Source organism: Streptomyces boncukensis (genome assembly GCF_011045075.1).
GTDB lineage: Bacteria > Actinomycetota > Actinomycetes > Streptomycetales > Streptomycetaceae > Streptomyces > Streptomyces boncukensis.
Window position 1 is genome coordinate 1 of sequence record NZ_JAAKZZ010000130.1, and the last position, 16,092, is coordinate 16,092.

Sequence of the window (16,092 nt, forward strand, 5' to 3'; positions counted from 1 at the left end):
CCGCCGCCTCCCCCGCCGCCCCGGAGCGGACCGGGGAAGCGGGCGGCGCCGCGGGCGAGGACCGGGTCGCCGCCACGTACTATCGCGCCCTCCTCCGGCACACCCGCTGGTCGGAGACGCAGTGGGACGAGGCGAAGGGGACCTACAGCGACAGGGACTTCGGCTTCGCCGTCGTCCTCGGACACGCCGTCCTGCTGACACGCGGCGACTTCGACGAGGGCGAGGCGGGGGTGAGCAGGGCGACGCTCAAGCGCCGTACGCTCGCGACCCTGCGCCACTTCGCCTCGTCGAACCGGCTGGCAGGCGGTGCCCAGTGGGGCCGCAAGCTGTTCTTCGACACCACGTTCCAGTCGTACTTCGTCCTCGCCGCGCGCCTGCTGTGGAGCGAGCTGGACACCGGGACCCGCGCGGCGGTCGACACCATCACCCGCGAACAGGCCGCGTACACCCACTCGTTGGGCACCGGTGACGACCCGGACTCCGGCAGCTGGACTCCGAACGGCCTGACCGGCGGGTACGTCGGCGACACCAAGCTGGAGGAGATGGGCGTCTACGCCCAGACGCTCGCCCCCGCGCTGGCCTGGGCACCGGACGACCGGCGCCGCCCCGGCTGGGCCGCCGACTACGGGACCTGGTCGCGCAACGAGGCCGGGCTGCCGCCCGCCGACCTGGCCAACCCCACGCGGGTGGACGGCGTCCCGGTCGCGCGCAACAGGGCCCGCAACGTCTACGACACGTTCATCGTCGAGAACCACGGGTCGTTCGGGCCGCACTACCAGGAGGAGCTGTGGCGCACCTCGGGGCGTAACGCTGCGCACTTCCTCGCGGCGGGCCGGCCGCTGCCCGAGGTCCTGACCGCGCAGCCCAACGCCGAGTCCCTGTGGCGCACGCTGCTCGGCGTGATGTCCGACGCGGGCGAACCGCTGATGCCGATGGTGAGCGACCGCGAGCACCTCTACGGCAGGGACGTGATCCCGCTCGCGTTCCTCTCCCGGGTGGCCGGGGACCGGGCCGCGGCGCGCGCGGAACTGGAGCTGGCCGCGCGCCTGGAGGCGTACCAGGAGTACCCCCCGAGGTACCGGCTGACGAAGTTCTCGGGCGAGCCCAAGTACGAGCCCGAGGCGCGCGCCGAGCTGGCCATCAGCTATCTGCTGCACGTGTGGCCGGACGCCGGACGGCGGGTTCGGCCGGTGTCGCGGGAGGAGCTGTTCGAACAGGCCAAGGGGGTCACCGACTTCGGGACCGGGCCGGGCCTGGTCGCGCACCAGTCCCCGGCGGCCTGGGCGGGCGCGGTGACGAAGCCCGGCTTTGTGAAGTTCGCGTGGCAGCCCGGTCACGACGACTGGCTGTTCCGGCTCAGCGGCAGCACCCCGATGTTCCTGCCGTCGACCGCGGCCGAGGTCGGCGGCCGCACGGTGCGGGTGCACACCGCCGCGCGGGACGGATTCGACGGCAGCGCCACGCTGCTGCGCCTGGGCGACGGCTTCGCCGGGTACACGACGCTCCCCACCGGCGCGGTGGTCTACGCGGCCGACGGCTCGTACGCGGGCAGCTCCCGGCTGGAGGTGCACAACCTGACCATGCCGGGTGTGGCGGGTCTGGACGGCAGCCGCACCTACCGCTTCGCGGAGGGCTCGGCCGAGGTCCCCGCGCAGGACGCGGCGTCCCGCGGGGAGGCGGCGGGGCGCACCGACGAGCTGACCTTCGGGCGGGCGACGGTGCGCCATCTGAGGATGCTGGGCGTGCAGCCCGACCCGGCCTACGGCTACTCGCTGTTCGCCGTGGAGGCCCGCGACGGGGACGGCGGCCCGGACCTCGCGCGCGGCCGTGCCGCCACGGCCTCCTCGCACACGCCCGGCATGGGTCCGGGGATGGCGGTGGACGGCGCGGCGGACACCCGGTGGGCCGTCTCGAAGGAGGACCGGCGGCGGGCCGACAGCTGGTGGGCGGTGGACCTCGGCGCCGCGCACGCGCTCGACCGGGTCACGCTGCGCTGGGAGGCCGCCGCCGCACGCGTCTACCGCCTCCAGGGGTCGTCCGACGGCGAGCGGTGGACGGACCTGGCGACCGGACCGGAGCCCGCGGTGCGCAGCCGCGGCGGGTGGCTCGACATCGACGGCCGCGCGGGGCTGGTGGTGCGCGGCGGCGGTGAGCACCCCGTGGCCGTGTACGGCGACATGGTCGTGCCGGCCGACGGCGCGCAGACGCCCCTGGTGGTCGAGGGGCGCTGCGGCGTCACGCCGGGCGAGCTGCGCGACCTGGCGCGCGGCGCGGCGCCCGCCGCCGCGGACGGCCGGGTCCGCGCGGCGCTCACGGACGGGCACCTGAGCCTGTTCAACCTGTCGGCGCACACGGTCGACACGCGCGTCGAGGTGCCGCAGCGGGGCCGGCGCCGGCGCGTGTACGAGGGCGAGCAGACGGTCACCCGGGACGGCCTCGCCTGCGCGGTCCGCCTCGACGCCGCCTCGGCCCGGCTGCTGCCGCCCCGGTTCACGCTCACGCCGCTGTCCGGCCGGGCACTGCCTCCGGGGCTGCGGGTGCGGGTGACCGACGGGTCGACCCTGCACCTGTCGGGCCCCGGCTGCCGGGTGCGGATCGAGGCGCAGGGCCGCAGCACCGAGGCGACCGTACGGGGCCGGCGCGGGACCCGGGTCACCGTTCCGGGCGCGCGGCCGTACCCGTACGACGACCACGCCCTGGGCCGGAACACCTTCCCCACCTCTCCGCTGCCGCGCGGGATGTCCTGGCCGGGCGCCGCGGTGGACGGCGATCCCGATACGGCGTGGCGGCCGGGACCGGACGGCCGCATGGTGGTGGACCTCGGAGAACGGCGCGCGGTGCGGCGGGTGGAGGCCGAGTGGACGACGCCCTGGGCCCCGGCCGCGCACGTGGAGTTCAGCAGGGACGGCGTCCACTACCGGCGCGCGGGCACCCTGTGGGGCCTCGGGCGCGTACGCCGCCTCCATCGCGCGGCCTCCGCCCGCTACGTGGCGGTGAAGGTCCACGGGACGCCGCACGCGCACGCCCGGGTGGTGCGGCTCTCCGTACGCTGACCGGGCCGTCCCGGCGGGCCGCTCCGGGGCGCACCCTGCATGCCCGGTCACTCGTGCGGACGTGGACGGTGAGCGCGTCGGGGTCGCCGTACGTCACTGTTGCGCGGATCCGCTCAACCTCGGTGCCGTCCGCCGCGGTCTGGAAGAGCGAGGCGGAGGCCGTGCCGGGGGTGCGGCCCTCGCGGGCCGTCTCCGTACGGATGGCGGCGGGACCGGGCGCGGAGGCGGTGAGGCAGTGAGCGGAGACCGTGAAGGGGTCGGGGTGCGGCAGTTCCCCGGCCAGGGCACGGCCGGGGACGGCGAGGAGATAGCCCCCGTTCAGGTCTGAACCTATCGGCCGGCCCGCGGACAAGCAACGCCGCACAGCGGCCGGGGGCGAGGGGCCGCACCGCCGTGGCGCGGTCGAATTCGCTGGTGACAAGGGTGCCCTCGGGAGCTTTGGACATAACGCACACGGTGCACCGACTTGTTACTTGTCGGTAGGAGTGACGGCAGAATCCAGTACCCCCTTCACCAACTCACCCCTTCCGTACTTAACTTGTCGTCTGGACCAGGGAAGGAAGCCAGCCGCAATGTCGTACTTCGCGAATCTCGCGCTCCAGTACATCGACGGAGCGTGGCGCCCAGGCACCGGCTCCTGGGACCTGATCGACTTCGATCCCTACAGCGGAGAGAAGCTCGCGGCTGTCACGGTCGCCACCGCGGACGAGGTGGACGAGGCGTACCGGGCCGCCGGGCGCGCCCAGCGCGGCTGGGCGGGCGCCTCCGGCTTCGCCCGCCGGACCATATGCGAGCGCGCCGTGCGCCTGATCGAGGAGCGCGCGGAGGAGCTGGCCGACGCGCTGGTCACCGAGGCCGGGACGCCGCGGGTGCGCGCCGACTTCGAGCTGGGCCTCGCCAAGGAGTGCCTGCGTGAGGCCGGCGGGCTCGCGATGCGCCCGCACACCCGGCTGCTGCCGTCCCCGGTGGCGGGCAAGGAGAACCAGGTCCACCACGAGCCGGTGGGCGTGGTCGGCGTCATCAGCCCGTTCCACTATCCGTTCCTGATGGCGCTCACCTCGGTGGCGCCCGCGCTCGCGCTGGGCAACGCGGTCGTGCTCAAGCCCCACCAGAACACCCCGGTCTGCGGCGGCACCCTGGTCGCCAAGCTGCTGCAGGACGCGGGCCTGCCGGCCGGTCTGCTGAACGTCCTGCTCACCGATATCGCGGAGATCGGCGACGCGCTCATCGAGCACCCGGCCGCCCAGGTGATCTCCTTCACCGGCTCGGACAAGACCGCCCGCCATATCGCGGCCGTCGCCGCGGGCCACTTCAAGCGCACCGTGCTGGAACTCAACGGCGACAGCGCCTTCGTGGTCTGCGAGGACGCCGACCTCCCGCGCGCCGCCGAGGCCGCCGCGGTCAGCCGCTTCGTCCACCAGGGGCAGGGCGGCAGCACCTGCGTGAGCCGGATCCTCGTGCACCATGCGGTGGAGCGGGAGTTCACCGAGGCGTTCGTGGAGCGGGTGCGGGAGCTGCCGGCCGGGGACCCACGGGACCCGAAGACCCGGATCGGACCGCTGCTGAGCCCCGCGCAGGCGGACGCCGTCGCGCTGCTCACCGACCAGGCCGCCGGGGAGGGCGCCCGCGTCCTGCTGCGCGGGGCCGCCGAAGGGTCCGTGGTGCGCCCCACCGTGCTGGCCGGGCTGGACGCCGGCTCACCGCTGCTGCGCCAGGAGATCTTCGGTCCGGTGGCTGCGGTGCTGCCGTTCGAGGCGGACGAGGAGGCGGTACGGCTCGCCGGCGGCGGCGTCCACACCGGGCTCGGCGGCGCCGTCCACACGGCGGACCTGCAGCGGGGCATGGCGCTCTCCCGGCGGCTGCGCTCGGGCGTGGTGCATGTCAACGGCCCCGGAACGCTGGACGAGCCCTCCGTGCCGTTCGGGGGGCAGCTGCGCGGCGAGGGAGCGTGGGCCGCGTTCACGACCCAGCGCTGGGTCTCCGTCCAGCGCGGCCGAACGGAGTTCCCGTTCTGACCCGGCGGGGCTCCCAGGCAACCGCGCTCCTTACGGGGCACGACGTGCCCCGACAGCGGCTCAGGACTCGTCGGGGCGTGCGCTGCGCCGGTTCCAGGCCCGCGGCGCGCGCCACCCGTACCGCAGCGCCAGCAGCCGCAGCACGAACGCCAGCACGGCGGTCCCGGTCATGGTCACCGGATTGACCCGGTCACCGTGGATGAGCAGCGCGGTCGCCGCGGCCCCCACCACCGCGGGCACCGCGTAGACCTCCCGGTCCCACCGCAGCAGCGACGGCACCTCGTTCGCGAGCACGTCCCGCAGCACACCGCCGCCCGCGGCGGTGGCCAGCCCCAGCACGGCCGACGAGGTGAGGCTGAGCCCGTACTCGTGCGCCTTGAGCGTGCCGGTGACGCAGAACAGCCCGAGCCCGGCCGCGTCGAACACCAGCACCGCCTTGGTGATCCGTTCGACCTCGGGGTGCAGAAAGAAGACGATCACGGTGGCGACGAGCGGCGTCAGCGCGTACCCGAGATCCGTGAACGCCGCAGGCGGCACGGCGCCGATGACGAGGTCCCGGAACAGCCCGCCGCCGAGGCCCGTGACCGCGGCGAGCACGGCCATCCCGAAGACGTCGAAGTTCCGGCGCACCGCCAGCAGCGCGCCCGAGAGGGCGAACACGAAGATGCCCGTGAGATCCAGCCAGTGCTGGAGGGACGGGCTGAGGAAGCTGTCCACGGGCCCTTTCTACCGGGCCCGTGGACGCGATCCGGGATCCGGCGCCGGTCCGATGGGTCCTACGACCGCACCAGCGGCTCGGTGTCCCCCGGCTCCTGGTCCGGGGCGTTCTCCGGGTGGTGGCAGGCGACCTGGTGGCCGGTCGCCAGCGGCACCAGCGGCGGCTCCTTCGTCGCGCACACCTGGGTCGCCTTCCAGCAGCGGGTGTGGAACCGGCAGCCGCTCGGCGGGTTCATCGGCGACGGCACATCGCCCTGGAGCAGGATCCGGTCCCGGCCGTTCTTCTCCCGGCGGCGCGGGTCGGGGACCGGCACGGCGGAGAGCAGCGCCCGGGTGTACGGGTGCATGGGCGTGTCGTACAGCGACTCGCGGTCCGTCAGCTCGACGATCTTGCCCAGGTACATCACCGCGATCCGGTCGGAGACGTGCCGGATGACCGACAGGTCGTGCGCGATGATCACATAGGTCAGGCCCAGCTCCTGCTGGAGGTCGTCCAGCAGGTTCACCACCTGGGCCTGGATCGACACATCCAGCGCCGAGACCGGCTCGTCGGCCACCACCAGCTTGGGGTTGAGGGCGAGCGCCCGCGCGATGCCGATGCGCTGCCGCTGGCCGCCGGAGAACTCGTGCGGGTAGCGGTTGTAGTGCTCGGGGCTCAGCCCGACCACCGACAGCAGCCGCTGCACCTCCTTCTTGACCCCGCCCTCGGGGGTGACGCCCTGGAGCTTGAAGGGGGCGCTGACGATCGCGCCGACCGTGTGCCGGGGGTTGAGCGACGAGTACGGATCCTGGAAGATCATCTGCACATCGCGGCGCAGCGGGCGCAAGCCGTTGACGCCGAGGTGGGTGATGTCCTTGCCCTCGAACTCGACCGACCCGTCGGTGGGCTCCAGCAGCCGGGTGATCAGCCGGCCCATGGTGGACTTGCCGCACCCGGACTCGCCCACCACGCCCAGGGTCTCGCCCGAGCGCACCTCGAAGTCCAGGCCGTCGACCGCCAGTACCGCACCGACCTGCCGCTTGAGCAGCCCCTTGGTGATCGGGAAGTGCTTTTTGAGACCGCTCACCTTGAGCAGCGTCTCACCCGCCCGGGGCTCTTCGACGGTGGCCGTACCACCCTTCGGCTGCTCGGAGTTGGAGTCAGTCATCTCGTCCTCGCTCCCCGCTCTCGGCTCGCTTCTCCGCCCGCGCGGCGCAGACGTGCGGGATCGTACATGTCTGCGGCCGCGTGGCCGCGCCTGCGACGCTCATAGCTTCGGGGCAATCTCTTCGTTCCAGATCCGTTCCCTGTCGGCCTGGTCCATATGGCAGGCGGAGAGGTGACCGGGCTTCGTCTCGCGCAGCTCGGGGCGCCGGGTGCGGGTGATGCCGCCCTTGGGCACGTCCGCGTACGGGCAGCGCGGGTTGAAGGCACAGCCCTCGGGAACGTTGATGAGGCTGGGCGGGGAGCCCTTGACCGGGGAGAGCCGGTCGGTGCGCTCCCGGTCGATCCGCGGCATCGAGCCGAGCAGGCCCCAGGTGTAGGGGTGCTGCGGCTCGTAGAAGACCTCCTCCGCCGTGCCGTACTCGACACAGCGCCCGCCGTACATCACCAGGATGTCGTCCGAGAGCTCGGCGACGACGCCGAGGTCGTGGGTGATGATGATGACGGCCGAGCCGAACTCCTTCTGCAGATCCCGGATCAGGTCGAGGATCTGCGCCTGGACGGTGACGTCCAGCGCCGTCGTCGGCTCGTCGGCGATCAGCAGCTCGGGGTTGTTCGCCAGCGACATGGCGATCATCGCGCGCTGCCGCATCCCGCCGGAGAACTCGTGCGGGAAGCTGTCCACGCGCTTGGCGGGCTCGGGGATCCCCACCCGGTCGAGCAGCTCGACGGCGCGGGCGCGCGCCTTCTTCTTGTCGACGTCGTGGTGCACCCGGTACGCCTCGACGATCTGGTGGCCGATGGTGAAGAAGGGGTGCAGGGCCGACAGCGGGTCCTGGAAGATCATGGAGATCTCCCGGCCGCGCAGCTTGCGCACCTCGTCCGGGTCGGCGGTGAGCAGCTCCTGGCCGTTCAGCCAGATCTCGCCGGACAGCTTGGGGCGCTGGCGCCCGTACTGGCCGACGGTGTGCAGGCCCATGATGCCGAGCGAGGTGACCGACTTGCCGGAGCCCGACTCGCCGACGATGCCCAGCGTCTGCCCCTTCTCCAGCGAGAAGGACAGCCCGTCGACGGACTTGACCAGGCCGTCCTGGGTGGGGAAGTGGATGCGCAGGTCGCGCACTTCCAGAAACGCGCTGGCGGGCTTCTTGTCCAGCACCGGCTCGCCCGGCGCCGTGTCCGCCACCTTCCCGCCGGCCGCCTGGGCGTCCTGCTCGGCCTGGTCGACCGTGCCGTCGGCGGCGTCGGCGGCGTCAGTGGCGTCGGCGGCGGCAGTGTCGGCCGGCTCCGGCACGGCGTCGGCCTTCTGCTCTTCCGGCTTCTCTGCTGGCTGGTCTGTCATGCAAGCCTCACTCGGGGGTCGATCACGCCGTACAGCAGGTCGACGATGAGATTCGCGATGACGACGGCGGTTGCGGTGATGAGGGTGACACCGAGGATCAGCGGAAGGTCCTTCTCGTTGATCGCCTTCAGCACGGCCTGGCCGAGCCCGGGGATGCTGAAGGTGGTCTCGGTGAGGATCGCGCCGCCCATCAGGGCGCCGAGGTCGATGCCCAGGAGGGTGAGGACGGGCGTCATCGTGGAGCGCATGGCGTGCTTGCCGATGACGACCGGTTCTCTGAGGCCCTTGGCCCGCGCTGTACGGATGTAGTCCTCGCCCATCACTTCCAGCATGGTGGCCCGGGTGATCCGGGCATACATCGCGCCGAACAGGAAGGCGAGGCTGATCCAGGGCAGGATCATGCCGCTGAACCACTCCCCCGGATTGTCACCGAAGGGCGTGAACTTGTTGCTGACCAGATCCAGCTGGTAGGCGAAGACGGCCAGCAGGATCAGGCCGGTGAAGTAGATCGGCAGCGAGACGCCGGCGAGCGCGCCGGTCATGCCGAGCCGGTCCCAGATGGTGCCGCGCTTGAGCGCGGAGACGATGCCCACGGCGAGGCCGATGATCAGCCACAGCACGGCGGCGCCGACCGCCAGGGACAGGGTCACGGGCAGCCGGTCCGTCAGGATGGGCCAGATCTCCTGCTCAGTGCGGAACGAGTAGCCGAAGCAGGGGGCAGAGCAGTGCGTGGTGGTGCCCCCACCGGTGTAGTCGCGTCCGACGAAAATGCCCTTGAAGAACTCGAAGAGCTGCACCAGGATCGGGTCGTCCAGCTGGAGCTTCTGCCGGACGGCCTCGATGGCCTCCTTGTCGGCCTGCTTGCCGACGAACATCGTGGCCGGATCGGTTCCGGTCCACTTGGGGATCAGGAAGAAGATGCAGAAGACCGCCAGGATGATGACGACCAGCATCACTGCGACGGCGAACAGCCGCCTGATGAGGTATGTGAGCACTGCTCTCGGCCGCCTTGCGGCGGCCCGGCCGGCCCCCCGGGGTGCGGGGGTCTCGGCCGGGCCGCCGCCGCGGCCTTCACCTGCCCTTCGTGCCAGCGGCGGGTGACGCCGTCAGATGGTGATGTGGGTGACCACGCGGGTCACTTCTTGACGCCGATGTTGACCATGTCGTACCAGCCGTTGAAGGCGTCCGCCGAGTAGACGTTCGTCAGGTGGCTGGCGCGCCACTGGACGACCTTCATGTAGGTCAGCGGAAGGTAGTAAGCACCCTTCATGACCTCCTTGTTGATCTCCGCGTACTTCTTCGCCGCGGACTTCGGGTCCTCGTCGGCGATGGCGTCGGCGAACTGGCTGTCGATCTTCTTGTCGTCGATCAACGCGTAGTTGTTGTTGCCGTTGTCCAGGATGTACTTGCTGTTCCACAGCGGGACGCCGTAGCCCTGGCCGCTCGGGAAGTCCGGGCCCCAGCCGTAGAGGACCATCCCGTAGCCCTTCTTCTTCACCACGTCCGGGTTACCGACGATCGAGGAGCCCTGGGCGCCGTCGAACGGGTCGATCTCCACGTTGATGCCGACCTTCTTCAGCGACGCCTGGATCGCCTCGGCCGACTTCTCATCGGACTTGTCGGTGTTGCGCACGGCGAGCGTGGTCTTGAAGCCGTTCGGCTTGCCGCACTTCTTGAGCTCTTCCTTGGCCTTGGCGACGTCGGCACTGCCCTTGGCGATGCCGTACTGGTCGTCGTTCTTGTCCCAGCCCGGGACGGTCGGCGGCAGCATGTTCGTCGCCAGGTCGCCGCCCGCCATCGGACCGCCGCGCGCGGTCTGCACGGACTTGTGGTCCGTGCCGTAGATCGCGGCCTTGCGGCAGTGGATGTTGTCGAACGGCTTCACGCTCTGCGGGAAGGCCACATACGAGATGAACCCGGTCTGCGGGTTGTCGACGTTGGCCTTGTGCTCCTTGATCGCGGTGGTGCGGCCCTGGGAGTCCATGCCGCGCTGGTTGAGGTCCAGGTCCGCGTCACCGTTGATCAGGCGCTTGTCCCGCTCGTCGGCGTTGGTGAGCAGGGTGAGCTTGACCTTGTCCGGCAGCGCCTTGCGCAGGTTGTCGGTCTTCGCCGACCAGTTCTTGTTCCGGACCAGGGTCAGGTTCTTGTTCGGGGTGTACGACTGGAACTTGTACGGGCCCGAGGAGAAGGGCTTCAGCCCGTACTTGGACTTCTTGTCCATGTCCTTGCGCACCGGCGCGTTGGTGGGCATGGCGAGCATCTGCTCGAAGTCGCCGTTGGGCTTCGGCAGGTGGAAGACGATGGTCTTCTCGTCCGGCGTCTCGATGCCCTTGAAGTCGCCGCCCTCGTAGGGGCCCTTGTACTTGCCGTCGGGGTCGAGCACGTCCTTGGCGTAGACCGGGCCGCCGGACAGCACGTTCTGCGCCCACTGGCGCTCAATGCCGTACTTGATGTCCTGGGAGGTGATCGGCTTGCCGTCCTCCCACTTCAGCCCGTCCTTCAGCTCGTACGTGTAGGTCTTGCCGCCGTCGGACAGCTTGCCCTTGCTCTTCGCGAGGTCGGGCTTGAGGTCGATGGACTTCTGCCCCGGAGCCGCGGTGTAGCTGACGAGCGTGCGGCTGTAGTAGCGCGAGAAGTCGATGGCGAAGCCGTAGTACATCCGGGTGGTGTCCCAGGAGTCGGCGTCCTGGACACCGACGTACCGCAGCGTGCCGCCCTTCTTGTCGGACGCGTTGGCCACCTTGTTGACGCCCGCGTTGAAGCCGGCCGCGTCGCCGCCGCCCCCGTTGTCGTCGTCATTGCCGCCACAGGCCGTGGCGGTCAGCAGGGTGCCGACGGCGAGTGCGGAGACCGCCGCCAGTCGGCGCCTCGATGTGCGTTTGGTTGTCACTTTCTCGCAACCTCCGGGTAGGTCACGGCCCGCACCATCGCGAGGCCGGGGGGATCTTGGCTGGGGGGTCAACGGGTCCCCTTGGGATCGAGGGCGTCGCGTACGCCGTCGCCGAAGAGGTTGAAGGCGAGCACCGTGATGAAGATCGCGACACCTGGGATGATCATGTACATCGGGTCGGACTCGTAGTACTCGACGGCATTCGACAGCATCTGGCCCCAGGAGGCGGTGGGCGGCTTGACGCCGACGCCGAGGAAGCTGAGCGCGGCCTCGGTGAGGATGTTGGTCGGGATCATCAGCGTGGTGTACACGGTGATCGGCGCGACCAGGTTCGGCAGCAGCTCCCGGCGGATGATGTAGCGCCGTCCGGCGCCCAGGCTCCGGGCCGCCTCGATGTACTCGCGCTCGCGCAGCGAGAGCACCTGGCCGCGCACGATCCGGCCGATATACGGCCAGCCGAAGAAGCCGATCACCAGGATCATCACCATCAGCCGGACCCCGGTGCCGGTCAGGCCCAGCATGTCGTTCGGCATGACGGAGATCAGGGAGATCGCGAAAAGGAGCTGCGGAAAGGCGAGCAGCATGTCCATGATGCGGCTGATGACGGTGTCCAGCCAGCCGCCGAAGTAGCCCGCGAGCGTGCCGAGGATGGTGCCGATGACCACGGCGACGAACGCGGAGAGGAAGCCCACGAGGATCGAGACGCGCGCGCCGTAGACGATGCGGGCGAGGATGTCGCGCCCGCTGACCGGCTCGACGCCCAGCAGGTGGTCCCCGCTCATCCCGCCGAAGGAGCCCTTCGGGGTGCTGAAGAGCGGGTCGATCAGGTCCTCGTGGCGCTCGTTGGGGGACTGGCCGATCAGCGACGTGATCAGCGGGGCGAAGATCGCCGCCAGGACGAGGAAGAGGACGACCGCACCGCCGATGAGGGCGACCTTGTCGCGCTTGAGCCGCTCCCAGGCGATTCGGCCGAGCGACCGGCCCTCGATGTCCTTCTTGGCACCGCTGGGCGCGGGCTCCGGCTCTGCGACCGCGGTATCCGCGGACGACTCGTGCAGTGGCGCCGTCATCGTGTTGGGAACCCCTTCTCGACCGGCAGTTGACCAGTCCACGCGCACGCCGCGGTAGCGGCCACCTTGCTGATGTTCGTACAGAAGGCCGAGCGGCCTATGGCTGGGGAGTCTTCATCCCGCTCACGATCACCCGCCAGCCCCCCCGGGGAAAGGATGCGCAACTGTGATGTGACGCGGCATGTTCCGTTATGCGGACGAAAGTTGACGTTGAGCGGTACCGAGGGCTGCGCTATGTCAGATTTTGCCGGAAATACCCTTGGGAATTCCGGACAGCTGAAACCTGGCCGAAACATAAGAGGCTGAGAATGACGCCCGGGGCCGCAGGGCAGATCAATAGGTTGGGGGATATCCGTAACCGAGGCCGGGGGCCGCGCTCTGCCTCGGCACCTGCCCCTGCACCTGCACCGCGCCCACCTGCGTGTCCCGGTCGAAGAACGGGCGCGCCTGGCGGCGCAGCCACATCGCCACCGGGTCGTGGCCGTCGGCCATGGCCACGCTGGAGACCGGCAGCCCCTCGGGGACCGCCGTGATGGAGCGCTGCATCATCTGGTGGGCCGACTCCACCGAGCGCTGCCCGCCGTCGTACAGCTCCAGGCCGATGGCCAGGTACGGCACGCCGAGCGCGGGCTGCACCCAGGCGTGGCGCAGCGAGCGGACGGCGGGGGTGTGGTGCGCGTTCCGGGTGAGCAGGGCGTAGAACTGCGGGATGTCGAGGGCGGGCTCGGTAATCCGCAGCGGTCCGGCGGGCAGCCGCTCCAGACCGAGGGCGATCCGCCGCAGATCGAGCCAGGGGACGCCGACGCCGCCGCCGGGGCTGTGCGGATTGAGCCAGATTCCCCACCGCTCGGGAAACAGCGCGGCGGCGATGTCCCGGCCGCCGACGACCTCGTGCGCCCGGGTCCAGCCGGAGGCGGCCAGCTCCTGGTGCGAGGTCACACACGGAGCGTAGCCGTAGCCGCCGACCTCCATGTTCCCGTACTGCGCGTCGGGGGACCCGGCCCGGCCGTGCCAGAGCAGCATCCACAGCTCGCTCCCGGCGAGCGCGCGCAGCAGGGACTCATAGGTCTCGTAGGTGTCGTACTGGCCCGGCGACACCTGCCGCAGCAGTTGCTCGACGCTTCCACCCGCGCTCACCTGGGCCGCCCTTCCCTCACCTCTGCCGTACACCCGTGGCGCCCGGCCAGCCGGTCATGTGCGCAGGGCACGCGTGTGCGCCCCCCGCGTCGTGCTGTCCCCAGCTTAGGACCCGGCCACGACGCCGGACCCCCTGCCGGACCCCGTACCGGACTCCGTCCCGGGCCCCCTCCCGGAACACGTGCCCGTCCGCGGCGACGGCACGCTCACGGCTCGCGGGCGTAGAAGGGCCGCACGCACTCCCGCATCCAGTCCACCACCGGATCACGTGCGGCGTCGAGCAGCACCATCTGCACGGGCCAGCGCACCGAGCACCGGCCCAGCGCACGCCCCAGCGCGTCGTGAGCCTCCTGCCGCGACTGCGGGTCGAGCAGATCGAGTTCGACGCCGACGAACAGCGCGGGCGGCTCGCCCTCGGTGCTCGCGAGCGCCCGCCGCGCGGTGCGCACCGCCCCCAGCCCGCCGAACTCGCCGGACACGGCGGCGAGGAAGTCGAGCGGGTCGTCCTGCCAGTCCGGCTCGAACAGCCGGACCCGGGCGCCGGTCACCATGCCGGTGGCTCCCTGCTCGGCCGGGGTGTTCCCGCACAGCTCCGCGACGGCCTCCGGCGGCATCGGCACCCCGACGGTGCCCTCGGGGTTCACCGCGATGCCCACCTGCGGGGGCAGCCCGCGCGCGAACTCCCGGGCCGGGGCGACGGCGAACGACATATGCGGGCCCGCCACCCGGAGGAACTGCTCCTCCGAGGAGAAGACGGGGACGAACGCCGCCCCGCCCAACTCGATCGTCGGCAGGTCGAGTTCGCTGCTCTGCGGCCCGCCGCCCTCCGGCAGCGGCACCCACAGGCTGCTGCGCCGCAGCACCTCCAGCAGCCGGGCGCCGGCACGTGGAGCGTCGAGCGAGGCCGCGAGGGTTTCCTCCAGCTCGTTCCCGGGCCACCCCCCGCCGTGCCCGGGGCCGTACTGCTGCGGAAAGGTCATGTCACCAGCCTATCCATGCGGCCCGGGGTGCGGGGTACCCCGGTTGGTCACGGATGGCGACACTCCAGTTGCGGTGCGCAGCATCCGGGCGAAAGGTGGTGAAGGTCCCTTTTGTACGCCTACGAGCGTTTCCCTTGGAGGAAATCCCATGCAGGCCAACCGCATCACCGCCGTCGCAGCCACCGCCCTCGCGGGCACGCTCGCGCTCGGCGCCGCGGGTATCGCCACCGCCGACCACGGCTCCGACCACCGCGAGAAGCGGCAGCAGGCGCCCGGGGCGCCGCAGCCCGGCGCGGACCGGCCCGAGGCGGACCGGCAGCTCGCGCAGCAGGCCGAGACGCTGCAGGACACCGCGGCGGTCAGCGACGCCGTCGGGCGGGTGCTGACCGATGTGAACCAGGCGAAGGACGGCAAGCTCTCCCCGTACCGGGCCCAGCGGCACGCCCACCGCGTCGCCAAGGCGCTCACCGAGCTGCGGACCGCGGTCACCCGGCAGGCCGTCAAGTCCCGCCCGCTGCCCGCCGCCGAGCTGACCACCAAGGCGGCCTCGGCGCTGCAGGCCAGCACGGCGAAGCTGCTGCGGATCTCCACGGCCGGGGACGAGCGCAAGACGCGGAGCGCCGCGCGGGAGACGCTGGTCGACACGGTGAACGTGGTCACCGCCGCGAACGCGTACGGCAAGATTCCGGCCGCCACGCTGGAGGGGCTCACCGGGAAGAAGGCGCCGGCGCCGTCGACCGAGCCCGCATGAGAGAGCGCGGTTCGTGAGGGGGGCGCGGTTCGTCCTGCCGCGCCGGGCGCGATCGGGCTCGGCGCGCAGTTCCCCGCGCCCCGGCGGGGCGCGGGGAACTGCGCCCCGCAGGGGCGCTTCAGGGGCGCGGGGAACTGCGCGACCAGCCACAGCAGCGCCGCACCCTGCGACGCATCGGCAAGGGGCAGCCCCTGCACAGCCCCGATGCCGGGGCGGTCGGCCACGGGTCAGCCCGTCGCGGGAGTGCTGGTGTGCACGGTTCCGCCTCCGCTCGGCGGGGGCGGGGCCGTGCACGTACGGGTGCCCCGGACGAAGTCCATCCGGGCCAGCCGTCGCGCCGCGGCGCGGTCCAGCACCAGCGCCGAGGCCGTCCCGCGCGGGAGCCGCCCCTCCCGCATCGCGGCCGCGAGCCGCCGCACGGCCCGCACATGGCGCCGGAAGGTGGCCCCGGGCACGCCCCGGCCGCGCGCCGCCTGCCCGGCGAGCGCCACGGCGGGCTCCACGTCGAGCAGCACCAGATGCGCCGCGCGCCCGCGCCGCCGCGCGTCACGGGCGAGCCAGCGGCGCACCCAGCCCTGCGCGCCGCAGTCGTGCACGACCACGGTGGCCCCGGAAGCGAGGGCGCGGCGCAGCCGCGCGTAGTGCGCGAGCCGGACGAGCGGGCGGTAGACGGCGTACGGCAGCAGGGGAGGCAGGACGCGCTCCCAGCGCTCGCGGACGTCCTGGGAGTCGATCCGGGCCACGCCTGCGCCCGCGGGGACCGTGCGCGCGATCAGCGTGCTCTTGCCGCTCCCGGGCAGCCCCGAGACCACGACGACATCGCCCGCCGGAAACCGCAGCACGACCGGCGCCGCCGTTCCCCGCAGGTCGCGCAGGCTGCCCACGGATCATCCCTCCCCCAGGCGGCGGCACGCCGCCACTCCCCAGAGAGTGTCAAGAAAAGGTAATGCGGTTCAAGGCGGCGTCTCCCGCACTCCCGTACCCCCGCCCTCC

Annotated in this window: 12 protein-coding genes and 1 pseudogene; 3 read left to right on the top strand and 10 right to left on the bottom strand. The window is 71.7% G+C overall.

Features of this window, described 5'->3' with window-relative positions:
• Window positions 1-3,053, top strand: a 3,053-nt coding sequence (locus G5C65_RS14925) for a discoidin domain-containing protein (protein WP_165299305.1), incomplete at its 5' end; no start/stop codon positions are given.
• A gap of 145 nt (window positions 3,054-3,198) precedes the next feature.
• On the opposite strand, the pseudogene G5C65_RS40445 reads toward G5C65_RS14925, so the two are convergent.
• Window positions 3,199-3,417, bottom strand: a pseudogene (locus G5C65_RS40445) (acyl-CoA thioesterase domain-containing protein); the annotation flags it as partial.
• A gap of 208 nt (window positions 3,418-3,625) precedes the next feature.
• On the opposite strand from G5C65_RS40445, the gene G5C65_RS14935 reads away from it, so the two are divergent.
• The gene (locus G5C65_RS14935; protein WP_165299306.1) at window positions 3,626-5,068 is read left to right on the top strand and encodes an aldehyde dehydrogenase family protein; all 1,443 of its coding nucleotides are present in this window, start codon (window positions 3,626-3,628) and stop codon (window positions 5,066-5,068) included.
• 60 nt (window positions 5,069-5,128) lie between these two features.
• Here the strand turns inward: G5C65_RS14935 and G5C65_RS14940 are convergent, their stop codons facing one another.
• The 8 genes from G5C65_RS14940 to G5C65_RS14975 form a co-directional block, all read right to left on the bottom strand.
• Window positions 5,129-5,785, bottom strand: coding sequence for a TRIC cation channel family protein (locus tag G5C65_RS14940; RefSeq protein ID WP_165299307.1), 657 nt, complete (start codon window positions 5,783-5,785; stop codon window positions 5,129-5,131).
• Window positions 5,786-5,844: 59 nt separating this feature from the next.
• A complete protein-coding gene (locus tag G5C65_RS14945) occupies window positions 5,845-6,933 on the bottom strand; it encodes an ABC transporter ATP-binding protein (RefSeq protein WP_165299308.1) in 1,089 nt (362 codons plus the stop codon).
• Between the two features lie 99 nt (window positions 6,934-7,032).
• The gene (locus tag G5C65_RS14950) at window positions 7,033-8,271 is read right to left on the bottom strand and encodes an ABC transporter ATP-binding protein (protein ID WP_206441811.1); all 1,239 of its coding nucleotides are present in this window, start codon (window positions 8,269-8,271) and stop codon (window positions 7,033-7,035) included.
• Window positions 8,268-9,266, bottom strand: coding sequence for an ABC transporter permease subunit (locus G5C65_RS14955; RefSeq protein WP_165299309.1), 999 nt, complete (start codon window positions 9,264-9,266; stop codon window positions 8,268-8,270). Before G5C65_RS14955 ends, G5C65_RS14950 begins: the two co-directional genes overlap by 4 nt.
• Before the next feature lie 140 nt (window positions 9,267-9,406).
• Window positions 9,407-11,161, bottom strand: a complete 1,755-nt coding sequence (locus G5C65_RS14960) for an ABC transporter substrate-binding protein (RefSeq protein ID WP_165299310.1) — start codon at window positions 11,159-11,161, stop codon at window positions 9,407-9,409.
• A 68-nt stretch (window positions 11,162-11,229) separates the two neighbouring features.
• Window positions 11,230-12,231, bottom strand: coding sequence for an ABC transporter permease (locus tag G5C65_RS14965; RefSeq protein WP_165299311.1), 1,002 nt, complete (start codon window positions 12,229-12,231; stop codon window positions 11,230-11,232).
• Between the two features lie 333 nt (window positions 12,232-12,564).
• The gene (locus G5C65_RS14970) at window positions 12,565-13,368 is read right to left on the bottom strand and encodes an enhanced serine sensitivity protein SseB C-terminal domain-containing protein (protein WP_165299312.1); all 804 of its coding nucleotides are present in this window, start codon (window positions 13,366-13,368) and stop codon (window positions 12,565-12,567) included.
• A gap of 206 nt (window positions 13,369-13,574) precedes the next feature.
• Window positions 13,575-14,348 carry an enhanced serine sensitivity protein SseB gene (locus G5C65_RS14975; protein ID WP_165299313.1) on the bottom strand — a complete coding sequence of 258 codons (774 nt, stop codon included), beginning with the start codon at window positions 14,346-14,348 and terminating at the stop codon, window positions 13,575-13,577.
• Window positions 14,349-14,496: 148 nt separating this feature from the next.
• On the opposite strand from G5C65_RS14975, the gene G5C65_RS14980 reads away from it, so the two are divergent.
• Window positions 14,497-15,099: a hypothetical protein gene (locus G5C65_RS14980; protein WP_165299314.1), complete on the top strand. Its 603-nt coding sequence runs from the start codon at window positions 14,497-14,499 to the stop codon at window positions 15,097-15,099.
• A gap of 227 nt (window positions 15,100-15,326) precedes the next feature.
• Here G5C65_RS14980 and G5C65_RS14985 read toward each other — a convergent pair whose 3' ends face one another.
• Window positions 15,327-15,983 (bottom strand): AAA family ATPase, encoded by a 657-nt coding sequence (locus G5C65_RS14985; RefSeq protein WP_165299315.1) that lies wholly within the window; start codon window positions 15,981-15,983, stop codon window positions 15,327-15,329.
• Between the last annotated feature and the right edge of the window lie 109 nt (window positions 15,984-16,092).